Raw genomic sequence first — 24,470 nt, 5'->3', positions numbered from 1 at the left:
AGGGTGATTTCATCTCAAGGATACCAATGACCACAGCTAAATTTGTCGAAGGCCCCATTTTACGCCACATCTTAGTGATGAGTTCGACCGCTGCGGTCGGTATTTCGGCGTTATTTGTTGTCGATTTACTCGACATTTTCTTCTTAAGCTTGCTCGGCGAAGTTGAGCTTGCCGCTGCGGCAGGTTATGCCAGCACCATTTCATTTTTTACCACTTCTATTGGTATCGGCTTATCCATTGCCCTTGGTGCCTTAGTGTCAAAAGCTGTGGGTGCTAAGAATATTAAGTTAGCGAAAAGATTATTCTTAAACAGTGCCATAGTCACATTAGTGACCAGTGTGTTGGTGGCTGCAGTGGTGATTACATTTGTTCCAGAGCTGCTCGCATTAATCGGTGCAACAGGGCGTACTGCTGAGCTAGCCCAAAGCTATTTGTATATTCTACTGCCATCGTTACCATTTATTTGTTTAGCCATGGCATTGGGTGGTGCTTTACGTGCCGTGGGTGATGCAAAATTGTCGATGATGTCAACACTCGCTGGTGGCGGTGTTAATGCGGTGTTGGATCCTATCTTTATTTTTTCTTTATCAATGGGCATCGAAGGTGCAGCGGCGGCGTCAGTTCTTGCTCGTATCGCAGTATTCATTATCTCCGCGCGCGGTGTGGTGATAAAACATAAGTTGTTAGGTCGATTCTCATTTGACGAGTTTAAACAAGATCTCAGGGTAATATTTGCCATTGCCGCCCCAGCAATGCTCACCAATGTGGCCACCCCAATTGGTAATGCCGTGGTTACCCGTGCCATAGCCGATTTTGGTGACAGTTATGTGGCCGGTTGGGCGGTATTAGGCCGCTTGATCCCTGTAACGTTTGGGATGATTTTTGCTCTGTCTGGCGCCGTTGGGCCGATTGTGGGACAAAACTTTGGCGCCAATGAAATAGAGCGTGTAAGATTAAGTTTGACCAACGCGATTCAGTTTTGTGTGGCTTACGTATTAGTGATGTCGCTAGGGCTGTATTTATTGCGTAATGTGATTGTCAGTAGTTTTGATATGGAAGGTGATGCTGCCGAGTTGATTTTGTTTTTCTGCCAATATATCGCGGTGTTCTTTATCTTTTCGGGTATCTTATTTATTGCCAATGCGTCATTTAATAATTTAGGTAAAGCCAAATATTCAACCTTTTTTAACGTCGGTAAAGCCACCATTGGCACTATCCCCTTTGTGTATTTTGGTGCGCAGTGGGGCGGGGTATTTGGGGTGCTCATCGGTCAGGTGATTGGATCAATTATCTTTGGTGTGATTGGTATTTTTTGCGCATATCGATTAGTGGATAAAATTAGTCGTCAAGGCTTAGTGTCCGCAGCAGCCAATCAACAAGTGTTAGAAAACGATGTGATTAACATTGATATGGTCGCGGCACCGTCACCTATGTCTGGGCGTACTCAGATGGCGCAATTGGATGAAGAGCCCTTGTGTAAACAGTTCGCCGAGCAGACTCCTGTCGATAAAGCGAATACCGATAAGGACGACGTTAACACCAGCTTTGCAGAGCAATCTATTCCAGCATCATCGATTAAAGATCAAACCATTGACGATAATACTGGTGCAAATAACGCTAATACTGACACTAGGCCTACAGACACAAGCAAATAATGGCATCAGGTTATTCCGATAACGGTTTATTCCCTATAGAGTCTATATTGAACAGCTAATAAAAAGCCCCTATTTTGGTTTGACCAAGATAGGGGCTTTTTGTTACTAACAGCTTAATAGGTGTTAGTCTTTGTCAGTTTCCGGGTTACTTGTCTCTGTGGCAGCAATTTGTTCTGCCGCTTCAGCTAACGCAATTTTTTCGCGTTCAGCTTTAGAAATATAACGCTCAACTGGCTTATTACTTGGATTCGCTGGCACGACTTTGTTCTGACGAGCCTTAGCTCGTTTTGCCAACTTTTTGATCATCTCTTGCTTTCTGTTCATCTGATTTCTTACTTTATAAACGATAAACTATTTATATCTTTGTAGACAATAAATAGCATATCAAAGCGTGATGACACTGGTCTTGGAGCCAACGGCACCATCACGAGAAAATTTGGAGGCTAATTTTAACTTAATTGCTTAGCTGGATATAGTGTTTTATCTAACTGTCGCATTATTAGTACTTTCAGTAGACTAAAAACATCACCGGATTAACGACTAATTAGCGAATTTTTTGATATCTTCAGCAGTAGCGCCATCGTTACATTCGCCACGAATTTCACCGCGTTCGGCTTCAACATAACGACTTAATTCAATAAAGCCAGCCTGACAATAACCGTTCATTTCGATGGTTTTTCTGACACCAATATCGATTTGTTGGTTCCATAGTTCGAGACGGTTTTCAGCATTACGTTGCTCAATGAGATAGCTTTGTGCATCTTGTGTACTGCGACGTATTATTCTGTCTTGCGGCGGATCACTGGGTATACTGCGATCAAGCGCGGTAGCCAACTTTGCCTTGTAGACAAATAACTTAATCCCGTTGCCTTTAATTTCCGTGCTAAATGCATCGCGAAATTGGCCAACAAAATCCATTGGATCTGGTTCGCTCGCGCTACACGCGCTTAGCAGTATGATACTGCAGACGGTTAAGCCGAATTTTGACACACATAACCTCATTAATTCTTGGTTAAAAAATTTTGGCATAAACGCTGCCAATCTCATATTCACCATTGATTAATAGCCCAATAACATGAGTAGCAAAGAGATCCGCAGACGTTTATTCGCCACAGTATTGTGATGCACTGTGGCTACATATTCGCTAGGTTGTCGCTAATTTAAGCGGATAACGCTTTAAGCGAAACGTTCGTTAAGGTAACTCGTAATGGCTTTAGACTCATATAACCATTGGGTTTTACCGTCTTGCTCAATACGTAAACAAGGCACTTGTAGTTTGCCGCCTTGGCTAGTTAACACGCTTTTGTGTTGCTCTTGTTTAGCATCAACTAAATTAATGCTTAGGTTTTGACGACGCATTTCACGACGCACTTTGACGCAAAAAGGGCAGGCTGCGTATTGATACAAAGCCAGTGATTGAGTCTGTTGATCGACAGTCGCTTGTTGCTCTTGCGGACGTTGGCGCTTTTTAGGGGCAAACACAAAATTTAACAACAAAATAATTCGACCTAAAATCCAGCGAACGATAAACATAGATAACCTCAATCTTAGCTATTAATAATATGACATGATTGCAAACGCTTGTTATGACTCGTTTGCAATGTATGCGCAGTCTACCCGATGTCGATAGCGGTTAACAGCTAACAACAGGTTATTTTACTTGTAGTTCAAGCGATGCTTCAGCGGCATCTTCAGCTGTGTTGATACGGCTCTCAAGTACAAATACTTTACCCGCATCAATACCGGCTTGATCGATTAAATAGGCTTTTACGGCCTTCGCACGCTGTTGTGCTAATTCGCCTAAGTCATCACGAGTAGATTGCTGTTGGTTTTTAAGCATATTGTACAAGCCTATATGCCAGCGAGTGATCAATTCGGCTTCTGTGATTTCTGGTGTTTGCTGTTTGAGCGTTTGCTTGATGTCCTGTGGTGGTTGTGACAATTCTTGCTCCGCCAGTTGGTAGAGTGCATCAGCTATCGGCCCTGTTGCAGGAAACTGGCTAGCAGATAAACTTTTTGGGAAATCTTTGAATTTAATGCCCGCCGTTTTAGCCAGCTTTTTATGCAGTTGAGATTCAGCTAACGCTTGTTGGTCGTTAATTAAGTCGACACTGCCTTTGATATTAAGATTAAGTAGCGGTCGGTCAATTAACGCTTTAGCCAGCTTGTCTAATGTGGTTTTTTGTTTAAGCGTAATCGTGCTTAGTCCATAATCGAAACTGATTTTATCCATTTCTTCATCATCACCCACAAGACCTGCTAAAAACGAAAAAGGTGAGGTGACAACCTTGGTAATAACATTGCCTAACGCATTAATTATTATGCTACCAAAGCTAAAGCTTGGAGAATCAATATCCCCAGAAACATCAACGCCCAAATCAATCACGCCGTTGCGATCTTGCAACAACGCAACGGCTAGCGTAACTGGTAGGCTGGTGGCTAGGCTGCTATTACTAGGTTTACCTAGCTTGAGTTGATCAATCACAACGTGATTGCTACCGACCAAGGCATTATTTTTAAGTTGGTAGTTGAGGTCTAATGACAACAGGCCTTTATCAATATAATAGCCTGCATAAGTGCCTGAATAAGGGTTAACCGAGGTCAGTTCAACTTTATCAAAGTTTAAGTTAAGGTCGAGGTAAGGCTGCGCGAGTAATGGATTAACATCGCCTTTAAGGGTTACGGGTGCATATTTGTCTATTTTACCCGTTAAATCAACGGATGCTGTAGTTTCAGGATTCGATGATAAGTTGGTGATTTGGCCGTTAAGCATTTCAATGCCGGAAGCAAAATTAGGTGTTAAGGAGTTATCTGCAAAGAAGGCTGAGCTGTCTTTAAAACCAATTTTATTAATATTAAGCTGCATTTGCGCGGGCTTGGCAGTGGCGGGTGACTCATTGCCAGCCGATAATACAGCAGCTTCATCGGCGGATGTCGCTCTGGCATTACTGGGTTCAACGCCAACTTGCTTAGGGGGTGTTGCAGTGTCAGTTGTGTTGATTAATGCACTGATATTGGTAGTGCGGTCAGCGGAAATAATTAGGCGACTAAATAGGGTATCGAAGTTTATTTCATCGATATCAATTTTAGCTTGTTGACGATCAAACGCTAATTGGTTGATGTCCATGGTTTCCCATGTCAGCAAAGGCTGTTTTAAGACATTATCGTTAATATGCAATTGGCTGATGTTTGCGCTACCTGAGTAGGTCAGCATGTCCTTGGCATCGGCATGCAAACGGCCCTTAGTTGAAAACATCCCGTCTTCTATGGTCATATTTATGTACGGGGCGATATAGGGTTGTAAGCGTGATAACAACATGTTGCTAAAATCGATGTCCGCATCGACAGTTTGCGCGACGGCATCAATTTGCCCAACAGAGGTTAATAAGCTCTGAGCATTGATGCCTGCTGAAAGTTGATAATCAATTGGAGTTGATAGATCAGATTTCACGATACCGGTACTGATATCTATTGGGCCAATTTGCCATAGGATAATGTTATCACTGGCAATACCTTCACCCAGATCGACTAAATATTCTGTAATAGAGATTTTGTTGAGCGTCACGAGCCAAGGTGCGTCAGCGTCAACTGCTTTAGATACCGTTTGCGATTGAGGGGTTACTGAGGTCGTTTCTGCTGTAGACGCAGATAACGCTGTTGTATCAGAGCCAAGAGAGGCTTGCTTGTGTTGGCTAGTGCTATTGATCGTAGCATCGTCAGCATCTGTAGTCTGTTCAGTGGCAACCTCTGTGGTGAGCTTGTTGACTACCGCAACCGCCTTGTCTGTCACAGGGGCAGATGGCTCTGAAGTGCTCGCTTTTGTGGTATCGCTATTTAATGCTTCTGATGGTGTGTCATCTGTGCGAGTGTGATTTACGGTATCAACCTCAGTCGTCAGCTCAGTATTTTTAGGTAACAACAACGCAACGAGATCAGCGCCTGTCGGGGTGATCTTGAGTTTGATTTTACCATTTTCAGTGTGGAACTCATCAATATTCACGCGTTTTTTCAGGCTATCAAGATTGATGTTTTTTAACGCTAACACATCAATCGCAATTTTCTCATCTTGTTGATACAAGGCTTTAAAGCGATCAATTGTTATCTGCCCCTTGGTGACTTTTATATCAGTGATCGGGGCTAAGTTTTTATCTTGTAATATCACCTTGTATTGGCCGTTTAGGCTCAACATACCTTCCGCTAAATTCATGGCAAACAGTTGATCGACAACCGACCAATAGCGCGATAAATCAATGCCTGTAACATTAAGATCGCCTTCAATGGCCAATGGCGCTAATTGGAATTGTCCTTGCAGTGTCACTGAAGCTTTAAATTGATCTTCTATGCTTAAATTATAACGATTTACTTGCTCTTGCTTGTCGTTTAACGCGCTACTTAGGCTATTGAATTGGGCCAATGACACATTGATATTAGGATAATTAATGTGGGTATCTGTGACATTGTCGTCTAGGGTAAATACGCCTTGTTGGATCTGAATATTAGCAATGCTTATCGCGGGGATAACACTTGGTTCAGTACTGGTTGGCGTTGGCTGAGTATTTTGGCTCAGGCGGGTCATAATATCGCTAAAGTTAAACATCACTTGCTGATCAGCTGCTTGCGAACGCGCCACCTTAATGGTGGGTTTCACTAAGCGGATATCTTCAATCACCAATGACCAAGACGTAATCGATTGCCATAATTGGATATTGGCATACACATTAGCTAATGACGCAAACGTTTGTTGGCTATTAAATTCATTAATCACCAAGCCAGAGATGTTGAGTTCTAAGGTAAATGGATTGATTCGAACGTCTTGCAAGGTCACGCTTCTGCCTAACTGCTCGGCTAATATTGCGGGTGCTTGTTGTTTGGCTATGTACGGAATAACGCCACCAAGAACAGCACAGCCTAATAGATAAAGAGTTAATCCATAAAGAGCTAATTTTTGTATACGAAAGCGAGAATTAATCGCTGAGCGCATCTGAGAGAAATACGAGGTCATATGAGATAATCTTGATGTGAAACAGTGTCGACAGTGGTTTATTTTAGCAAAAAAACGATCTTAACGAATGATTATTTTGTGAGTAAAACGGATTAATTTACATTTGTGGACATAGATGTTAGATTTATATTTAAGTTAATGTAATTGATAGGTTTTATGCTTTTCTCATTTAAGAATGTTAAGCAAAAATGCCCTGTTAATGACTTGTATCGATATAATGTGGTTAACCTTGATGTTGTGATTTCATCATTTAACTCACATTATAATGGCGATATCTAAGGTGATATTGAACCCTACTTTCAAGGATGATAAATGCAAATCCGTCTTGCCTCGAGCATTGATTTAGAACCGCTGAGCCTGTTATTTGATCAATATCGGCAGCAATTACAACAATCCGCTGACTATCCCGCGTGTCATTCATTTTTGAAAAACCGCTTGGCCGAAAACGATTCGATGATTTTTGTTGCCCTCATAGATGACAATATTGTGGGCTTTATTCAATTATATCCATCATTCTCCTCAGTGCGCCTGGCACCCGTATGGCATTTAGAAGATGTATTTGTCCTGCCAGACTATCAGCAACATAATGTGGTGAGTCAAATGCATACAAAGGCCCAATTACTGGCACACAGCATGGGAGTATTATTGATTAACCGTCACGATGATGAAGCCTTCGGCGAGTCTGAATCGGATAGTTGCTTGGTATAAAGCTGATCAGTTGAACAGTGGGGTATTCAAGTCTTTGACGACATAAACGATGAGTTATGTAGACCTCAGTTATTTTCTGGTAAAATAGCGCAGGTTTTTTATTTATTAATCATCATCTACGTTAAGGAAAAGAGATTGAATAAGAGCGTATTAACCAACCTTATTGCCGCCATTCTTATGGTGGTCGGGTATGTGTTACAGCAACACATTGTGATGACAATAGGTTTATTTGCATTGTCGGGCGCGATAACAAACTGGTTAGCTATCCACATGTTGTTTGAAAAAGTCCCTGGATTGTATGGCTCTGGCGTGGTTCCGTCACGATTTGAAGAGTTTAAAGCGGGCATTAAACATCTCATGATGAAGCAATTTTTTACTCAAGAGAATATTGATCGCTTTTTGACAACCAGCAGTGCTAGCAGTATCGATTTAACCCCTGTGATTGAAAAAATTGATTTAGCGCCATCATTTGATGCATTGGTGTCGACAATTGAAAAGTCATCGTTTGGTGGTATGTTAGCCATGTTTGGTGGCACCGAGGCGTTAATTCCGTTAAAAGAACCATTCATTGAAAAAATGAAGCTGTCTTTAGTGGAACTGGCCCAAAGTGAAGAGTTCAATGCAATTTTAGTTAATGAGCTTGAAAAACCGGATGTTATCGCCGATATGCAGGCGAAAGTGGCCAATATCGTTGATCAGCGTTTAAATGAGCTTACGCCAGAATTAGTCAAACAAATCATTCAAGATATGATTAAAACCCATTTAGGTTGGTTAGTGGTATGGGGCGGTGTATTTGGTGGCATTATTGGTGCCGTAGCGGCATTGCTACAACAATAGTATCAAACCACGCATTGTTTCATTAGCAGAGTGACCAGTACGATTAAGCCATCCTTCTATATGGACGCTACAGGTTAATTGGTGCTAAGCGACTGAACTAAATTAAAAAGTGCAATAACAGAGGTGAGCATGAGTCAGCATCATAGTATCAATTATTTAGAAATACCTGTGAAAGACATTATTGCCACTAAAGCCTTTTTTACTGAGGTGTTTGCTTGGCAGTTTCAAGATTATGGACCGCAATACAGCTGTTTTTTACGAGTCGGTATTGACGGTGGCTTTTATCAAGCTGATAGTCAATTTACCTTGGCAAAGGGCAGCCCGTTAATCGTTATTTATAGCCAAGATTTATCGGCTACAGAAGCTAAAATTATTCAGTCTGGTGGACAGATAACCAAAGCGATATTCAGTTTTCCTGGTGGTAGACGGTTTCATTTCACTGACATTAATGGCAATGAATATGGCGTCTGGTCAGAATAAAAATAACAGCAATAACAACATTGCCTCACCGTGTGTGAGGCAATGTTGTTTAGATGAACAGGATGTCTGCTTAGGCTGCCATCGTACTCTCGATGAAATTTTAGCCTGGCATGCGATGAACGATCAGCAAAAAAGTGCCTTACTTGCTACATTACAACAACGCGCTAATGCAGGTAAAAAACGTTAGCTGAGTTAGTGTTGAGTCAGTGCTTTACTCATTGGGTTGACTCAGTCTGCAGTTATTTGATTGGTTCTTGGTTCAGTGTCGGTTCTAAACAGGCTAAATCCACGTGCTTGATAGTTTTGCAATGCACTAGGGTGATCTAAGGTGCAAGTGTGTACCCACACTCTGCGAGTATTGGGTAATGCCCATGCTTTTTCAATTGCTTGGGTCAATAAATAGCCGCCAAATCCTTTACCAATAAAGCGCTCTCCTAAGCCAAAATACACAATCTCTACATTAGCCTCATCTTGTTGCTGCAGCTCAAAATATCCCGCGGGTGCGCCATCTTTATACGCCACAAACGAGTGTAAATTATCCGCTTCGCTATATGCCTGCCATTGGCTATTGGTCCAAGGTAGTCTATCTGTCCATTCCCATCCAGCACCGACAAACTGATACAGAAAACGGTTGAATTGATATTGTTTTATTTGTACTTCAACCACGGTTAACCCGTTGGCATCATGCTTAGGCTTCAATTGGCTGCGGTCGGTCATTTCAAGATTAAAAATACTGATGTCTGTCATACAAAGCCTTATTATTTTTTATTATCTTCATAGAGTAAGGTTCAATATTACAAGATAGTGCTAAAAAAAAACACCACCCTGATTGGGTGGTGTTTTTGTGTGGTTAAAGGTTAATACGCGCTAGCGTGAACGTTTTTAACCGCACGACCAGATGGGTCGTTAATGCCTTGTAAGCTCGCATCCCATAACAGCGCTTCTGGTGTTGAACATGCAACTGTTTTTCCACCAGGCACGGTTTCAGCTGCGGTGGTTAATGGGAAAAACTCTTCAAAGAAGCTGCGGTAGAAATAGGCTTCTTTCGATTCTGGCGTGTTGTATGGGAAACGGAATTTTGCGTTGGCAAATTGTACGTCATCCACGTTTGCCGCAGCGTGTGCCTTTAAGCCGTCAATCCAAGAGTAGCCAACGCCATCACTGAACTGCTCTTTTTGACGCCATACCACTTCCTTTGGCAACTTGTGCTCAAATGCCTGACGTAAAATATGCTTTTCGATGCGACCATCTTTGGACATTTTGGCTTCTGGGTTGATGCGCATTGCAACGTCGATAAACTCTTTATCTAAGAAAGGCACCCGAGCTTCAAGTCCCCATGCTGCCATGGCTTTGTTGGCTCGCAAGCAATCAAATAAGTGCAGTTTATCAAGCTTTCGCACTAATTCTTCATGAAATGCCTGAGCGTTAGGCGCTTTATGGAAATACAAGTAACCACCAAATAACTCGTCAGCTCCTTCGCCAGATAACACCATTTTAATGCCCATGGCTTTAATTTTTCGTGCCATTAAATACATTGGTGTTGCCGCACGAATGGTGGTGACGTCGTATGTTTCCAAATGGTAAATCACTTCTTTAATTGCATCTAGACCTTCTTGGAAGGTATACACAATAGGGTGGTGAATAGTGCCAATCGCATCTGCCACTTTTTGCGCCGCAACTAAGTCTGGAGACTCGGCTAACCCAACAGCAAATGAATGCAGTTGTGGCCACCATGCGCCGGTTTCGCCGTCGTTTTCAATACGGTGCTTTGCATATGTTTGTGTAATAGCAGAAATCACTGATGAATCTAAGCCACCAGAGAGTAATACACCATAAGGTACATCAGACATTAACTGGCGTTTTACTGCAGCTTCTAATGCTTCACGTAATTCTTCAATACTGGCTGGGTTATCTTTAACCGCATCAAAATCACGCCAATCACGCTGATAATACTGTGTTGGCTTATCATCGGCAGAATATAAGTATTGGCCAGGGTAGAACTCAGCAACTGTTTTACACACTGGCATTAATGCTTTCATTTCTGAGGCAACATAGAAGTTACCCGACGCATCATGACCGGTATAGAGCGGGATAATTCCCATATGGTCACGACCGATTAAGTAAGTGCCTTTGGCTTTGTCATACAGTACAAATGCAAAGATGCCGTTAAGTTTATCTAAAAAATCACAACCGTATTCTTGGTAAAGTGACAAGATCACTTCGCAATCTGAGTTGGTTTTATATTGGTATTTTTCACCTAGCTGTGCTTTTAACTGCTTGTGGTTATAAATTTCACCGTTTACGGCTAACACTAAGTTGCCATCAAAACTGATAAGTGGTTGTGCTCCGTGGTCAACGTCAACAATTGATAAACGTTCATGAGCTAAAATAGCTTGGTCATCAGCATACACACCAGACCAATCTGGACCTCGGTGACGCAGTAGTTTTGACATTTCTAACGCCACTTGGCGCAGTTGGCTTGCATCAGTTTTGATGTCTAAAATCGAAAATATTGAACACATAATACGGCTCCAGCAGCGTTGGCTAATCTTTATCTGGTTCCTACTCTGCCAGCATTTTCGTTAACTGCCAAGCTTGTTTTTTAAGATAACGTCATAAAAATGTCTATTTTAGTGATTTTATCTCTTTAAAATATCTTTTTAATTGATAAATATTTATTAAAAATGCTTTTTTGTTGATGTATGTTTATTTTATTGGCTATTGTGGCTATTTTTTTTAAGATTTCACAATCAAATACCACTAAACACGATTATTGCACTAAGCTAGTGCGCTTGCTGTTTATTTGTGCAATAACGGTCTAAGTTGTCCTTTATGTTGCTTAATTTTATCGGTAAAAGCGCCGCTAAGGATATTTTATGATCTATATAACCCCTCTAGATTGAGCCTTTATGGTTATCATTCAGATCAATATCAGTGTCTAATAAGACTAAGCTGAGCGACACAAGATTAAGTGCTAAACAGCTGAATAGATGAGTATGGCATTCGTTTGAATGTTTTGTCGTTAACGTAAGTTGAGTGATGGTTTTTGAGGAGAATACCGTGGTTGGTGAAACAGATTTAGCTAAGTTACTGGCATCAATGTCGCCGATATTATTAGCAGATGAATACGTTTTTTGTTCGGTACAGGGCCAATATGGTGATTATCAAACTTTATCGCCGCTGGCAACGTTTCGTGAAACGGAAGGGTTGACTTTAGTGCTAACCAAAGCGGCTGCTATTGCTGGTGGCTTAGCATTTGAATCAGTGTTTAAGGGTATTACCTTAAAGGTGCACTCTAGTCTTGATGCCGTTGGGTTAACGGCAGCGGTAGCTCATAAACTCTCAGAAAAGGGCATTAGTGCTAACGTGATTGCGGCCTACTATCACGACCATATTTTTGTGCAAACAGAAAAGGCCGCTTTAGCTATTGAGGCATTAAATGAGTTTGCTGTTTAGGGCTTTTATCTGATTGATGACCTTTGTTTTAAGTAGGTTAATAACAAAATAAGAATCATCATAAAAACCAGCATAAAAAAGCCCATCAAATAGATGATGGGCTAATCCTTGGGGGGGAAGGAACTGGGGTTATAGGCTTAATCTGCTGGGCGTAACTGATTAAATTCAGAAGCTGCAAAGTATCCTGGCCAATCTTGGTTATTGGCTAATTCAGCTGCAGCTTGGTAATACACACCTAAATCTTGTAACGCACCGGATAAATCCCATTCAGGGTGATAATAATCACACACGTTATGGTAACAGCCTTTCATTTTCACCATCATTGACGCTTTGTATTGTGCCGTTGCATCATCAAGGGGATCATTTCCTCCTCCGGCAAACACGGCAGGGACACCTAACTTGGCAAAACTGAAGTGGTCTGAACGGAAAAAACCACCTGATGCAGGGTTAAGTTCGCCTTGGCTAATGCGATGTTGTTTAGCAACGGCGCGATCTAAATAGTTTTCTAATTCTGACTGGCCTTTACCGACAATAGTATAATCTTTGGTTTTGCCGTAAACATTGGTGCTGTCGAGATTAAATACTGCCACCGTTTTATCAATAGGATAAATCGGGTTGGCCGCATAGTAGCGTGAGCCTAATAAGCCTTGTTCTTCACCAGTAGTGGCAATAAAGGTTAATGAGCGGGCTAAGCCTTGACCTTGTTTGGCGCGCTGGGCAAATTGGCGGGCAATTTCTAAAATACCTGCAGTACCGGAAGCGTTATCTAATGCACCATTGTAAATTTGGTCACCGTCTTTGGTGTCATCTTTACCTAGGTGATCCCAGTGAGCGGTGAATAAAATCTGTTCATCGGTTTGAGTGGTGCCAGGTAAGGTAGCAACCACATTATAACTGTCGGCGAACTCCGCTTTATTAGCAAATTCAATGCTAGCTGTTTGAGCTAAATCGACATTAAGTGAACTGTTGGCCGCACGATCCATTAACGAGGTTAACGACAGGCCTGCTTTGTCAAATAATGCTGTTGCGCTGTCTAAGGTTAGCCAACCTTCAACTTGAATGCGTTGATCTTGCTCCGCCTGGCTTAATACTAGATCTTGTTGTGGACCGGTCCAGCTATTTTCGACAACCGACCAAGGGTAAGAGGCCGGCTCAGTTTCATGGATAATGATTGCGCCTAATGCACCTTGGCGACTGGCTTCTTCAAACTTATAACTCCAACGGCCATAGTAAGTCATCGCTTTACCATTAAACTTGGCCCCTTCAGGATGTGCAAAACCAGGGTCATTGACCAAAATGATGGCGATTTTGCCTTTCATGTCGAGGTCTTGGTAATCATTCCAGCCATATTCAGGCGCATTAATACCGTAACCAACAAACACCAATGGCGCATCTTTAATGCTCACTTGGTGGTTATTGTGACGACTGCTAAGCACAATATCCTGACGATATTGCATCTTAATACCTGCTAAATTAACCTGCTGTTTTTCGCTGGCGGTATAACTCACCATAGGCACAGGTTGCAGAAAACTGCCTTTGTAAGCGCCTTTTAGGCCCATTTGGGTGAAAGCTGCAGATAGATACTCTAGGGTCAGTTTTTCGCCTTGAGTTGTGGGAGCACGGCCTTCAAATTTATCAGAGGATAATGTTTCGATATCCGTTCTAAAGCGTTGTTCATCGAAGATAACAGCAGCGGTTTGGGTTGCGCTGACTTGCTCAGTCGAAGCGTGTTTAACATCTTCACTGTTACATGCTGTTAGTAAGGCAATGGCGCAAAAAGGAAACAATCGTTTCATGCTATGTCCTGTTATTATTTTTAGTTTTATTTCAGACAAGCATAATGAGCCAAGCCAGTGCTTGAAAACAAGGTCACTGGCTTGGAAATATGTTACCTAATGTAAATTGTGATGACAGCAAGTCAGCTTATTAACTAATTGATCTTATTGGGTTGGAGCAAAAATTTCTCGTGCTAAGTCGCATAGATTAGTGATGAGGCCGATAGGCTTCTTGTCATTAAACATATGCTTAGACATGTCAGACGCAATCTTATAAATCAATTGTCACTAAACGATATCAATATCACCAGCACATGCAAACACATGATTTGGTCTGAAAGGTTCTTTATCAATATCACTCATTTGGCTTACACCACTGGTAACCAAAATGGTTTCTAGACCCGCTTGGAAGCCTGCTAAAATATCGGTGCGCATATTGTCGCCAATAATGACAGTGTTTTCAGAGTGTCCCTGAATATGATTTAACGCAGAGCGGATAATCCACGAGCTAGGTTTACCCACATAAAATGGCATTTTACCTGTAATACGCTCAATGGCTGCACACAAGGCGCCACAAGCAGGGCTAAATGCTGGGCCGTGGGTGTCTGGATTAGTGGCAATAAAGCGGGCACCGCCAGCAACAAAACGCGATGCTTTATGGATCATGTCCCAGTTGTACGAGCGAGTTTCACCGACTATGACAAAGTCTGGGTTAATATCGGTAATAGTGAAACCTGCATTATACAACTCATGGGTCAGCGCACCTTCACCGATCACATAGGCTTTACTGCCATTTTGGTGTTTTAGAAAGTCGGCCGTGGCCATCGCTGAGGTATAAAAACAGGTTTCTGGTACATTAATACCTGCCGCGCCAAGTCGGTTTTGTAAGTCTTTACCCGTTTGAACGGGATAATTAGTGAGAATAACTAGCGGATTGCCTTGTTCAAGTACGCGATGAATAAACTTGTCGCTTCCAGGAATTAGCTTGTTGTCGTGCAGTAACACACCATCAATATCGCAAATAATATTTTTCATTCAGTCATTTCTTCCTTCAAATACAACCTGCTTACATCTAATGCTAATTCAATTAAGAAAACAACGATTAAATACAAAAAGTACCTGTTTGGTGATTGATTTACTGTGTTGTGAGCAGGGGAATAGATTATCGGATAGGGAGGGATTAGGCTTTTTGTTACACACTCGGCTAGCTGTTGATGGATATGGTCTGCGACCACGAACATAGTGATTTTCACTCAAACCAGAGCAAAAGGAAACCAGCGACTGTGTCTTCTTAACTTTGTTTAAAAGAATTAGCTCAGCCACTTGAATCGCTCCCATTGGGAACGATATTTGTGAAGATCGTCGATAGTGATGTAGGCTGGAGAAATCAAATTTTGCATGGTAATGATGTAGATAAAGACGAGTGTTTGGTACGAAAGTGAGCCCGCTTCAAGTTGCTCTCCCGTTGCAAGAAAACGACTACAACTTTGTTAATCTAGAAATGCAAATGATGACTTCAAATGAAGTTAGTACCTCCCCTTGTAGTGGTCAAAAGATTTTGACCACTACATAATCTTAAATTTCATACTTGATAGATTATAAGATGGGTATTTTTTTGCTTTCAACAGCTTTGACATTCTCTTTTGGCACTTGAAGATTAAGCACTCCATTTTTAAAAGAGGCTTTTATATCTGCTTCATTTGGCCTGCAATTAAGGGTAAAACTGCGCACATACTTACCAGAGCGACGTTCTTTTCTGATCACACGTCCATCTTCTTTTTCTTCATTCTCTTCAGCTGTAGTCGCTTCAATGGTGAGTAAATCACCATCAAGTGTGACATGAAGATCCTTTTTTTCTACACCCGGTAAATCAGCATTAATTTCATAGTGATCAGCTTTATCATTGATGTCCACTCTTGGACTAAAAAAATCCAAGTCCTTTGTGCTTTCAAACATAGGGGAATAGAAGTTGTCAAAAATATCAGTCATATTAAATAGAGAGTTTCTAGGAATTAAGTTCATAATAAAAATCTCCTTTTAGAGGGGGAACTGTTCATCACGTTGATTTAGGCCAACAATCAACATGACGAAATCTTATATATTGCAGAATAATCATAACGGTTAAATAATGTACGCAACATGATGCAGATCAAATATCTGCTCAAAATGTGATGTTAATCTATGCTGTTGTTTATTATGTTAATTATTTTTAGTTATAGGTTTAGAACATACTTTAAATTATTAGAATGATATGGCTTAGAACACTCAGGTATATCTATTCATTTCCAAGTTAGTTGCTTGCATATTTCAGCTCCATAGTAAGCTACTCGGGTAATCCTCAACGTGAGTTACTTGGTATGTTATGGTTTTATGAAATGACTGAAAATTGTGTGTAGCCTTGGGTTTTCTTATCATTTCTCACTGGCTACACTCCATCGTATTCATTAAAAAGTCTCCAATATCTTCAAGTTCATAGTTGAATTTATATATTCTCAAGTTAAACAGGCAAACTTGTTTTTGCTCAACGTTGCTGGCCTTCGAATGAAGGTTTGGCATTTTTTATGTTTGGTTGAGTCGTGTTTAGCTGAGTGGGTATTGGTTAAATGGGTTTGAAGCTTGTACCTTTAATGCAGTCAATCACCTGCAGTGGACGTATGTGCAGATACTGCTTCGGGACGCTTTACGCCATCCATGGCCGCTTAACGAAAACGTCCCTGTTTTCGATACCCTCAGTCGCATCTACACTAGTTCATTCTATCTCTTCGATTTGTTTTTATGGTTCAATAATAACTTATCTTTTTACATCAATAAGATAAAAAATGTAGGATGTTATTAATCAATGACTTGAACAGCCGACTTTATCGGGCGAGCCGTTCAATAAGCTGTTATAAGTTCAGGAATATATGCATCAGATTAAGCACTCGGCAAGTCCATATCTCTATAAGATTGTATTAGATAGTGAATGTAAATTATCTGGTACTGACATAAATAAGTTCAAGAAGACAGTGAGCCAAGGTGTCGCTGTTTATGGTTTTACACCAAATATTATAATAGTTTCAAATTCACCTTATGCTCACTGGGACTCTATTTCATTGTTTGCAAAAGTTATGGATACAGGTAAGTTAGCTATTTGTAGTAATGATAATGTAAGTGGTGTTATTGAAAATATTTCTACTGAGTTTGCATCTATTAATGTAAAGCTGTTTGGTGAGAATGATATTAAAGACTGCAATGAGTGGATTACCGCCGCCGTTTAGCTTATAACAAGGTGTTTAAAACTGAACTAAAACAGTTGGTTAGGTTTCACTTCTCTCCACATTACAACCAACAATTTTAGTCCGCTTAACGCGGCGTTACACATAGAAAATTTAACCTGAAACTCACGAATTAAAATTAATGTTCCAACTCGGAAATGTCTAAAAACGATTTAGACAGTGATCAAATCATATCGTCAGTTGCTGGTGAGTCGTGCTGACCTAATCGTAACCAACTAACGGCCTAATAGTTGAGCGGCTTCTAGTATGTTAAATTCAACTTTTTAATATCTGCTAATAACCATAGTGGCTATTGCAAAATAGTCTTTTTATTAATAACTTGTTATTGTTCGGTAGGGTTTTAAGGTTCCTTTATCGCTCATTGTAAAGGGCATTTTTATAAAAGATGTGGATAGCAAATGATTGATGCGGTTTGTACTTATGGTGGTGAAAGGCACACTTTCTCAATTTTGAAATTTCAGGTGTTACCTGAATCAGAGATTGAACAATTCAGGCAATTTTTAGAATGCCCTGAGTGCAAAGGGAAGGCGTATTATCGTAAGACAAGCTCAGACGGTAAAGCGGCCTGTTTTGGCTCTAGATACCATATTGCAGGATGTGACGAAGGCCATCCTTCAACTCAGCGAGACCGAGAGACTCGACATGCCGTTGAAGTGAATCAATTCATTGCAGATACGAATATTATCAGTATTGATTTCAGGTTATTAAACACCAAAAAGCCCATTTTAGAGGTGAAAACTGTCGCCTCTGGAGCAAACCTAATCTCAAGCCGCGCCCCAAAAATCGATAATGCCAGCCGCAAACCCGCTGGCAACAATCAACAACCCAAGGTCAAAGTATTGGGGCTGGAGAAAATTCTCAATAGCCTAATGCGTGGTAGCGACTTAGCCCAGTCGAATACCTTGATTGAGCTTGATACTGGCTATCAATTCAAAGCGAAGAATTTATTTGTTAACTTTGCCGAGGCTGAGCCCAGTGCTAATGCCAAAGAGGCAAAGCCTAAAATGTATTGGGGGACGATTTCACACCTAGATAAAGCGCTTGATTGGTTAAACCCATCTGATTGTAATGATATTGGCATTCCTATCGCTAAATATAAGTCGATATTATTAGAACGTTTTAAGGTATCAGAAGGGCGTCAGTTAGAAGGTGCGGGGATTATTCTGTTTGGAAAATGTTTTTGGAACGCCAAGAAGACTCGCAAAATAATAGAACTGTGGAATGCAGACCGAATTTTCATTTCAGTACTAGAGGATTAATAACCTCATTATGGTTTGCGAATGCTAGTGTGGTTGTGAGTTACAGTGTTGGTAGACATTGCACTAAGGCTTATAAGTATTAACAAGCCCTGGGTCGATTATGACTCAGGGCTTTGTTAATCCTAACAGTTAACTGGGCTGCTATTTTGTATGCTTACTTTGGGCTAGACACGTGCCATACGTTTAAGCAGCATCAACCACAGAATAGGTAGCAGCAAGATATAGAAAAACAGCACTTTTGCACCGATATCACCGTAAAACAAGGTGTTGTTTACAAACCTGACGATGCCCATCGGATCCCATGGCATGTAATGCATATTACCGTGCAATAACATGGCAGCTAAAATCATAATGGTAATGGCAATCCATTGTCTTGCAGGCTCGTAACTTCTGATTATAAACGCAGGAATTAACGCTGCTATGCCGATACCAACAAAGTTCTGTGCAAGGTGCGCCAGCATTGGATATTCACTGCTATTAAACCACCACAATAAGTTGCCGGCAGCAGACTGGCCAATTGCCACGATAGTTAATGCATAATAGCCAATGCTAATGCACAGGCTGAGTATGACTAATTTGATTATATTCATTTATATCCCTGTAGTTTGAACATTCCGTAAACGTTTTTTGCAAAGCGTTACAGCCACGAGTAGAGGCTATTTTTGTAGTATTGCATTATATCGGCTAAATGCCGCATCAAGATCGGCAATTAAATCGTCGGCATCTTCAAGTCCAATGTGTAAGCGTATTAATGGCTTGCTGTTGTCCCATTGGGTAGCCGTGCGGATATTGTTAATACCAAAGACACCTAAAATTAAGCTTTCGAAACCGCCCCATGAAAAGCCCATTTTAAAATGGTCCATATTTTCAACAAAAGCCGTCACCGATGCTAAGTCGCCTTGCTTAAGCACAAACGAGAATAAGCCATTACCGCTGCTAAAGTCGCGTTTAAAGAATTCGTGGCCAGGGCAAGTATCGAACGCTGGGTGACGCACATGATCGACTTCTGCACGAGTCGCCAACCAATTAGCCACTTTTAAGGCATTTTTATTATGTTGTGCCATTCGCACCCCTAAGGTACGTAAGCCTCGCGCGGCTAAATACACGTCATCAGGCGAGGTGGTTTGGCCCATTAAGTAACTGTTTTCGCGCAGTTGCTCCCAATGCTGTTCATTGGCAGTAGCAGTGCCCATCATCACATCAGAATGGCCGACAATGTATTTGGTGGCTGCTTGAATTGAGATGTCGACACCCATATCAAATGGGCGAGAATTAATTGGTGAGGCCCAAGTATTATCCAGCATCACAATAACGTTATGTTCGTGGGCGATACGACTGAGCGTTGGAACATCCTGCACTTCCATGGTGATAGAACCTGGTGATTCCAAAAATAACACCTTGGTGTTTGGACGAATTAACTCACGAATGCCATCGCCAATCATGGGGTCGTAATAAGTGGTTTCGATACCAAAACCCGCGAGCATTTTATTGCATAAGTCGCGTGTCGGTTCATAGGCGGTGTCGACCATTAACAAGTGGTCGCCACTTTTTAAAAATGCCAACAAAGCGCTGCTGATCGCGCCAGCACCCGAAGGGTATAATGCAGTACCCGCGCCGCCTTCAAGTTCGCATATGGCTTGTTGAAATGCAAAATGAGTTGGGGTGCCTCGACGACCATAAAACATTTCACCGTTGGTTTTGTTTTTAATCGCAAAACGCATCTCGTCCATGGTGTCGAACACCACTGTAGAGGCTCTAAATACGGGTGGATTGATAATGCCTTTGGTGAATTTTTTTTCGCGGCCAACGCTAACAATCTGGGTGGCGAGTTTATCGTCTTTGCTCATGTTGTTACTTCCATTATGTGTAGAGTCCACGGTTTATGCTTTGCTAATTTTTATTAGAAAATATCAATGACATGGATAAATGCGCTACGGTGAGTGATATACCAAAGTTGATTATCCTAGCACCTACAAACGTAAATAAAAGCGCTTAAATGCTGTGGTTGACTATTTTTCATCACTTAAGGGTAACGTCAGGCATATTTCGACGCCTTCAATACCATTTTCTATCATGTTGCTAGCTTTAATCGTGCCATGATGGAAGTCGGTGACCAAACGAGCAATATACAAGCCTAAACCTAGATGTGGCTTGCCGTTTATATCTTGCGGCCTAATTGACACCATGGATTCAAAAATTTGGCTATTCATGTCTTTAGGCAATAAAGGACCAATATTACTGACTTTCAATATCGCCTGTTTATTGTATTGAGTCAGGCTGACAGTAATCGCGCTGGCGGGCTCATGAAACTCAATTGCGTTGTTGATCAGTTTATCCATTAATTGAGCAATATATTCCGGAACACCGTCGCAAAACAGGGTTTTATCTTCAATATGCACGGTAAATACTTGATCTGGATAGGTGATTTGATAGCCTTGCATGCAACCACTGATGACCTTCTTTAATGAAAAGTGGCAGCTTTCTGCTTGGGTTAAACTGGCTTCTAAGCGGGTAGCTTCGCTTAGGTTATTTAAAATAAGATGCAAGCGACTGACGCCTTCTTGAGCGCGATTAACATATTTTTGCGATTGGTCATCAAGTTGTTGTAAACCCAAATGTTCAAGCGAGCTGCGAACCACGGCAACTGGGGTGCGCAGTTCATGCGACAAGCGCGATGACATATTTTCCAAATAATGTGTGTACTGACCTAAACGACTGACAATACTCGAAAAGCTGCGAGACAAGTCACCGATTTCATCACGATTTTTTGAAGCGACAATTTGCTGCCTTACCCGGCCTTGGCTGTCTATGGCGAGTTCAGCCTGATCACGCAGACGACGGATGCGACTTGAAATACTGGAAGCAAAGATAAACAAGGCTAAGGTGCCCATGCTCATAATGGTCAAGATAACGTTAAACAGCTTTTCTAATGCGCGGTTACGAAGGCTGCGAATACCGTGAGTAGTTTCCTCTGCTATTACTACGCCCATGACTTTATCGTCAATCCATATTGGGCTGGCCGCGGCCAGTACCACCGCTTTATTATCTGGGGTGAGGCGCCATGTTGAGCCTTGCTTACCGCTTAATGCTTTTTCAATGTGGCTGCCGGTGAGTTCGGTAGAGTCCTGCAACGAATCGATAAAGTCTTGCGGTGGACGGGTTAATATTTTGTAGTACAGCGGCAATATATATTGCTGCTTGACGTGCTGCCAAAACGAGTCTGCTTGATTGACGTCTAGGTCATCCGCCCACGTATTGGATGATGAACGAATATCGCCGGATTTAGCCAGTACTCGGCCATGATTATCGACCACCCAAATGCGTGAGCTGTTATGGCTCATGCCTTTAATAATGCTTTCAATTTCAGGTGAGGGCACGAGTACCGTGCCTAAACTGGCGACGGAATCGGTGGCTGATGTGCCGATGATATTCACTAATTGCCGAGTTTTGGCATCGTTGACATTATGAATCGCAAAACCTAATTTACTGCCGACCATTTCCAGTGGCAGCCTGAATTCAATATTGTAACCTTGCTCTGTCTTGAGCCATTGTCCTTGAATACGCACTTCTGGACTGACGGGCATAGATTGGCTGGGATCAGCGGGTAATTCAAATGCACTTAACCAGCCACTTTGAGTGTTGGCAATAATATAACGCCTGAACTGACCATCGGGCGATTGAGTGGCCATGACTAAGTGATCGTTTCTGTCGATGCGCAAACTTTTACGGCTACGAAAAACGACATTTTGATCAGTGACATTAAAAAATCCATACAGGTAACCGCCGTATTTACCCACCATATGGTTAAAGCTGATGTCAATTGGCTCAGATTTATTACGTTGATAAAGCACATGTTCATCAGAGTAGTTTAAGGTGCGGTGTTGGTATAAGTCCCAATCTGTGAGTTTGCCATCAAGTTGGATTGGGCCCGCTAACGGGTATGCGTATAAGTCGCGACCTTCTTCAACTTGGTTTAAAAAGCTGGCTTGGTTGTCAAATAATTTAGGTCGCTCATGTAAGGCGGTGGCAAGTGCCTGAGTGGTACCTTCCAACGTTTTTTCTTGGCCATAGCGCAAGTACTTTTCCATTTCCCACACATATTCATACCCAAGCCAAGGTAGGCAGAGCAAAAACAGTGACAAAATGACAACTTTGGCGCGCAGTCCTATAGGTAAATTCATCGGTTAAATATTGTCCCAGCGATAACCCATACCATACACGGTATCGATACAGTCAAACTCGGAGTCGATAGCGATAAACTTTTTACGAATGCGTTTTACATGTGAGGTGATAGTACTGTCGTCAACGTAAATTTTGGCTTCTTGCATTAAATCTTGGCGACTGCGCACATGACCTGGATGTTTTGCCATGGCGTGTACCATCCAAAATTCGGTCACCGTCAGCTCTATTGGCAGCGATTTCCAATAAACCTGAATACGGTTGCCATCAATGGTGAGGTGACCGCGCTCGAGTAAGTTGTCTTCAATGGGGCTTGAGCCTATGAGTTCTGAACGGCGAAACAGTGCTGCAATACGCGCCAATAAATGAGGAAAACTGACATCTTTGGTTAAGTAGTCGTCAGCACCCAAACGTAGGCCACAAACGGTATCAAAGTCGCTGTCTCTGGCAGTTAAAAAGATAATCGGTAAGCTACTCGACATCGCCCGAAGTGACTGGCATAGGGTAAAACCACCATCAATTTCATGTTCCAAACCTATATCAATAATGGCTAGGTCAGGTAAACGACCATTAAAGGCGAGCATAGCTGCGGGGCGGTTTGCATAAGCTTGCACGCTATATCCTTGCTGTTGCAGGACATCTTTATAGTTTTCGCGGATAGCGGCTTCGTCTTCAACAATGGCAATTCGTTTCATGGGATGATTTCAATTAATGAGCTGATAAATAGATACAGTGCTGACTATACAGGATTTTATCAACCAAAAAAGCCGTCTACGGCAATTGCCATATTGTTGCCACATTTGATCGCCACATTGCCATTTTTGCTCCCCAATAAAGCCATCTATGAGGTGTTTAATAGCGACATAGCGTTAATCCGCAACGCATTAAATGATGCATTGATGATAACGAACGTTTTTTAAACAACCGCTAAAAGGGATTCTTTATGAAAAAGCAACTTATTGCCGCAACGATGATCACTACCATGATGGTATCAAATGTCAGCTGGGCTAACGACACTGATACTACCGATGAACGCGAACATACCGAAGAGCTAGTGGGTTTGAGCTCTGGGATTTTACTTGGTGCTGTGATTGGTGGGCCTGTTGGGGCCATTATTGGTGCATTTACCGGTACTTTTATTGGTAAGTCGGTTGGTGATGATGCTGAGCTTACCGTGCAGAAACAGCAACTGGTAGATCAAGAACAGCAATTGGCTCAAACCAATGAGCAATTAATGGCTCTGAATGCCAAGCAGCAATCCTTGGAGCAAGTGTCTGAAAAGTATTATCAATTACAGTCTAATTTAACCGAACAACAAGCCAACCAATTGCAGACGCTTAATGAGCTCACCATAGGTATGAACGTGCAGTTTAAAACCGGATCGAGCCATATTGAACCGCTATTTGAACAACAGCTAGATAATGTGGCTTATATGATGAACCTATCACCTGAATTAACCATTGATCTAACCGGTTATGCCGATCGCCGTGGTGATAATGATTTTAACCAAGCCTTGTCTGAACAGCGCTTGGCTGAAGTGACGCAATACTTAGTGATACAAGGAATAGCACGCGATCGTTTGCATGGACAAGCTTATGGCGCGACATCGCCAATGCATCAAGAACAAAATTTTGAAAATGACTTTTTTGATCGTCGAGTAACGCTCAAGTTAATGGCGCCGGGTGCTGAACTCGCGGCCAACTAAACACCGAGCACGGTTTTGCATATCGGTTTGCAAAACGCAGTGCCAAACAATGTCACTAAGTCGATTTTTCTTTTTGTTTTAATGATTACTCATGTCGGCGCAAACAATGATGTTGGCGCTTATACCCAAGCCTCCTGAA

22 protein-coding genes are annotated in these 24,470 nt (G+C 41.8%); 9 read left to right on the top strand and 13 right to left on the bottom strand.

Going from position 1 to position 24,470, the window contains the following annotated elements:
• The first annotated feature begins 26 nt into the window (after nucleotides 1-26).
• The gene (locus GW828_RS16555; protein WP_273059734.1) at nucleotides 27-1,655 is read left to right on the top strand and encodes an MATE family efflux transporter; all 1,629 of its coding nucleotides are present in this window, start codon (nucleotides 27-29) and stop codon (nucleotides 1,653-1,655) included.
• A gap of 123 nt (nucleotides 1,656-1,778) precedes the next feature.
• Here the strand turns inward: GW828_RS16555 and GW828_RS16550 are convergent, their stop codons facing one another.
• From GW828_RS16550 to GW828_RS16535, 4 genes are all read right to left on the bottom strand, one after another.
• The gene (locus GW828_RS16550; RefSeq protein WP_124016026.1) at nucleotides 1,779-1,979 is read right to left on the bottom strand and encodes a DUF2986 domain-containing protein; all 201 of its coding nucleotides are present in this window, start codon (nucleotides 1,977-1,979) and stop codon (nucleotides 1,779-1,781) included.
• Between the two features lie 216 nt (nucleotides 1,980-2,195).
• Nucleotides 2,196-2,645 (bottom strand): hypothetical protein, encoded by a 450-nt coding sequence (locus GW828_RS16545; protein WP_182698786.1) that lies wholly within the window; start codon nucleotides 2,643-2,645, stop codon nucleotides 2,196-2,198.
• A gap of 186 nt (nucleotides 2,646-2,831) precedes the next feature.
• Nucleotides 2,832-3,188, bottom strand: a complete 357-nt coding sequence (locus tag GW828_RS16540) for a glutaredoxin family protein (RefSeq protein ID WP_124016024.1) — start codon at nucleotides 3,186-3,188, stop codon at nucleotides 2,832-2,834.
• A 118-nt stretch (nucleotides 3,189-3,306) separates the two neighbouring features.
• Entirely contained in the window at nucleotides 3,307-6,657 is a 3,351-nt protein-coding gene (locus GW828_RS16535) for a DUF748 domain-containing protein (protein ID WP_273059732.1), read from the bottom strand.
• 312 nt (nucleotides 6,658-6,969) lie between these two features.
• Here GW828_RS16535 and GW828_RS16530 point away from each other — a divergent pair, with 312 nt between their 5' ends.
• From GW828_RS16530 to GW828_RS16515, 4 genes are all read left to right on the top strand, one after another.
• Entirely contained in the window at nucleotides 6,970-7,365 is a 396-nt protein-coding gene (locus tag GW828_RS16530) for a GNAT family N-acetyltransferase (protein WP_182723848.1), read from the top strand.
• A gap of 135 nt (nucleotides 7,366-7,500) precedes the next feature.
• Complete coding sequence (locus GW828_RS16525) at nucleotides 7,501-8,202, top strand: DUF445 domain-containing protein (RefSeq protein ID WP_124016021.1); 702 nt, start codon at nucleotides 7,501-7,503, stop codon at nucleotides 8,200-8,202.
• A gap of 129 nt (nucleotides 8,203-8,331) precedes the next feature.
• The gene (locus GW828_RS16520) at nucleotides 8,332-8,682 is read left to right on the top strand and encodes a VOC family protein (protein WP_273059729.1); all 351 of its coding nucleotides are present in this window, start codon (nucleotides 8,332-8,334) and stop codon (nucleotides 8,680-8,682) included.
• Nucleotides 8,657-8,869 carry a DUF1289 domain-containing protein gene (locus GW828_RS16515; protein ID WP_124016260.1) on the top strand — a complete coding sequence of 71 codons (213 nt, stop codon included), beginning with the start codon at nucleotides 8,657-8,659 and terminating at the stop codon, nucleotides 8,867-8,869. Before GW828_RS16520 ends, GW828_RS16515 begins: the two co-directional genes overlap by 26 nt.
• Before the next feature lie 41 nt (nucleotides 8,870-8,910).
• Here the strand turns inward: GW828_RS16515 and GW828_RS16510 are convergent, their stop codons facing one another.
• Nucleotides 8,911-9,429: a GNAT family N-acetyltransferase gene (locus GW828_RS16510; RefSeq protein WP_124016019.1), complete on the bottom strand. Its 519-nt coding sequence runs from the start codon at nucleotides 9,427-9,429 to the stop codon at nucleotides 8,911-8,913.
• Between the two features lie 110 nt (nucleotides 9,430-9,539).
• Nucleotides 9,540-11,204 (bottom strand): asparagine synthase B, encoded by a 1,665-nt coding sequence (asnB, locus tag GW828_RS16505; protein ID WP_182698780.1) that lies wholly within the window; start codon nucleotides 11,202-11,204, stop codon nucleotides 9,540-9,542.
• Between the two features lie 538 nt (nucleotides 11,205-11,742).
• On the opposite strand from asnB, the gene GW828_RS16500 reads away from it, so the two are divergent.
• Nucleotides 11,743-12,138: an ACT domain-containing protein gene (locus GW828_RS16500; protein WP_273059726.1), complete on the top strand. Its 396-nt coding sequence runs from the start codon at nucleotides 11,743-11,745 to the stop codon at nucleotides 12,136-12,138.
• A 137-nt stretch (nucleotides 12,139-12,275) separates the two neighbouring features.
• On the opposite strand, the gene GW828_RS16495 is transcribed toward GW828_RS16500, so the two are convergent.
• The 3 genes from GW828_RS16495 to GW828_RS16485 form a co-directional block, all read right to left on the bottom strand.
• The gene (locus GW828_RS16495) at nucleotides 12,276-13,934 is read right to left on the bottom strand and encodes a M28 family metallopeptidase (RefSeq protein ID WP_273059724.1); all 1,659 of its coding nucleotides are present in this window, start codon (nucleotides 13,932-13,934) and stop codon (nucleotides 12,276-12,278) included.
• Between the two features lie 267 nt (nucleotides 13,935-14,201).
• Nucleotides 14,202-14,948 (bottom strand): HAD-IIA family hydrolase, encoded by a 747-nt coding sequence (locus tag GW828_RS16490; RefSeq protein ID WP_182698777.1) that lies wholly within the window; start codon nucleotides 14,946-14,948, stop codon nucleotides 14,202-14,204.
• Between the two features lie 561 nt (nucleotides 14,949-15,509).
• On the bottom strand, nucleotides 15,510-15,935 hold the full coding sequence (locus tag GW828_RS16485) for an Hsp20/alpha crystallin family protein (RefSeq protein WP_220492620.1): 426 nt from the start codon (nucleotides 15,933-15,935) through the stop codon (nucleotides 15,510-15,512).
• Between the two features lie 881 nt (nucleotides 15,936-16,816).
• On the opposite strand from GW828_RS16485, the gene GW828_RS16480 reads away from it, so the two are divergent.
• Both GW828_RS16480 and GW828_RS16475 read left to right on the top strand, forming a co-directional pair.
• Complete coding sequence (locus tag GW828_RS16480; RefSeq protein ID WP_273059721.1) at nucleotides 16,817-17,170, top strand: hypothetical protein; 354 nt, start codon at nucleotides 16,817-16,819, stop codon at nucleotides 17,168-17,170.
• Nucleotides 17,171-17,586: 416 nt separating this feature from the next.
• Nucleotides 17,587-18,447, top strand: a complete 861-nt coding sequence (locus tag GW828_RS16475; RefSeq protein WP_273059720.1) for a hypothetical protein — start codon at nucleotides 17,587-17,589, stop codon at nucleotides 18,445-18,447.
• Nucleotides 18,448-18,611: 164 nt separating this feature from the next.
• Here GW828_RS16475 and GW828_RS16470 read toward each other — a convergent pair whose 3' ends face one another.
• From GW828_RS16470 to pdsR, 4 genes are all read right to left on the bottom strand, one after another.
• A complete protein-coding gene (locus GW828_RS16470) occupies nucleotides 18,612-19,037 on the bottom strand; it encodes a hypothetical protein (RefSeq protein ID WP_124018427.1) in 426 nt (141 codons plus the stop codon).
• Nucleotides 19,038-19,103: 66 nt separating this feature from the next.
• Nucleotides 19,104-20,294 carry a cystathionine beta-lyase gene (locus tag GW828_RS16465; protein ID WP_273059718.1) on the bottom strand — a complete coding sequence of 397 codons (1,191 nt, stop codon included), beginning with the start codon at nucleotides 20,292-20,294 and terminating at the stop codon, nucleotides 19,104-19,106.
• 162 nt (nucleotides 20,295-20,456) lie between these two features.
• Nucleotides 20,457-22,628, bottom strand: coding sequence for a proteobacterial dedicated sortase system histidine kinase (gene pdsS, locus GW828_RS16460; RefSeq protein ID WP_273059717.1), 2,172 nt, complete (start codon nucleotides 22,626-22,628; stop codon nucleotides 20,457-20,459).
• A gap of 3 nt (nucleotides 22,629-22,631) precedes the next feature.
• Entirely contained in the window at nucleotides 22,632-23,321 is a 690-nt protein-coding gene (pdsR, locus tag GW828_RS16455) for a proteobacterial dedicated sortase system response regulator (protein ID WP_124018430.1), read from the bottom strand.
• Nucleotides 23,322-23,569: 248 nt separating this feature from the next.
• On the opposite strand from pdsR, the gene pdsO reads away from it, so the two are divergent.
• On the top strand, nucleotides 23,570-24,331 hold the full coding sequence (gene pdsO / locus GW828_RS16450; protein ID WP_182741770.1) for a sortase-associated OmpA-like protein PdsO: 762 nt from the start codon (nucleotides 23,570-23,572) through the stop codon (nucleotides 24,329-24,331).
• Nucleotides 24,332-24,470 lie beyond the last annotated feature (139 nt).

This window comes from Shewanella vesiculosa (assembly GCF_009994065.1).
GTDB lineage: Bacteria > Pseudomonadota > Gammaproteobacteria > Enterobacterales > Shewanellaceae > Shewanella > Shewanella vesiculosa.
Note: the sequence above shows the minus strand (reverse complement) of the source record. Positions and strands in the feature narration are given on the sequence as shown.

Excerpts from the sequence above, each read along its gene's own strand:
- GW828_RS16540 (WP_124016024.1), bottom strand. The coding sequence starts at position 3,188 with ATGTTTATCGTTCGCTGGATTTTAGGTCGAATTATTTTGTTGTTAAAT.
- pdsR (WP_124018430.1), bottom strand. The coding sequence starts at position 23,321 with ATGAAACGAATTGCCATTGTTGAAGACGAAGCCGCTATCCGCGAAAAC.
- GW828_RS16535 (WP_273059732.1), bottom strand. The coding sequence starts at position 6,657 with ATGACCTCGTATTTCTCTCAGATGCGCTCAGCGATTAATTCTCGCTTT.
- pdsO (WP_182741770.1), top strand. The coding sequence starts at position 23,570 with ATGAAAAAGCAACTTATTGCCGCAACGATGATCACTACCATGATGGTA.
- GW828_RS16475 (WP_273059720.1), top strand. The coding sequence starts at position 17,587 with ATGATTGATGCGGTTTGTACTTATGGTGGTGAAAGGCACACTTTCTCA.
- GW828_RS16480 (WP_273059721.1), top strand. The coding sequence starts at position 16,817 with ATGCATCAGATTAAGCACTCGGCAAGTCCATATCTCTATAAGATTGTA.
- asnB (WP_182698780.1), bottom strand. The coding sequence starts at position 11,204 with ATGTGTTCAATATTTTCGATTTTAGACATCAAAACTGATGCAAGCCAA.
- GW828_RS16550 (WP_124016026.1), bottom strand. The coding sequence starts at position 1,979 with ATGAACAGAAAGCAAGAGATGATCAAAAAGTTGGCAAAACGAGCTAAG.
- GW828_RS16495 (WP_273059724.1), bottom strand. The coding sequence starts at position 13,934 with ATGAAACGATTGTTTCCTTTTTGCGCCATTGCCTTACTAACAGCATGT.
- GW828_RS16465 (WP_273059718.1), bottom strand. The coding sequence starts at position 20,294 with ATGAGCAAAGACGATAAACTCGCCACCCAGATTGTTAGCGTTGGCCGC.
- pdsS (WP_273059717.1), bottom strand. The coding sequence starts at position 22,628 with ATGAATTTACCTATAGGACTGCGCGCCAAAGTTGTCATTTTGTCACTG.
- GW828_RS16530 (WP_182723848.1), top strand. The coding sequence starts at position 6,970 with ATGCAAATCCGTCTTGCCTCGAGCATTGATTTAGAACCGCTGAGCCTG.
- GW828_RS16485 (WP_220492620.1), bottom strand. The coding sequence starts at position 15,935 with ATGAACTTAATTCCTAGAAACTCTCTATTTAATATGACTGATATTTTT.
- GW828_RS16520 (WP_273059729.1), top strand. The coding sequence starts at position 8,332 with ATGAGTCAGCATCATAGTATCAATTATTTAGAAATACCTGTGAAAGAC.
- GW828_RS16490 (WP_182698777.1), bottom strand. The coding sequence starts at position 14,948 with ATGAAAAATATTATTTGCGATATTGATGGTGTGTTACTGCACGACAAC.
- GW828_RS16515 (WP_124016260.1), top strand. The coding sequence starts at position 8,657 with ATGAATATGGCGTCTGGTCAGAATAAAAATAACAGCAATAACAACATT.
- GW828_RS16555 (WP_273059734.1), top strand. The coding sequence starts at position 27 with ATGACCACAGCTAAATTTGTCGAAGGCCCCATTTTACGCCACATCTTA.
- GW828_RS16510 (WP_124016019.1), bottom strand. The coding sequence starts at position 9,429 with ATGACAGACATCAGTATTTTTAATCTTGAAATGACCGACCGCAGCCAA.
- GW828_RS16470 (WP_124018427.1), bottom strand. The coding sequence starts at position 19,037 with ATGAATATAATCAAATTAGTCATACTCAGCCTGTGCATTAGCATTGGC.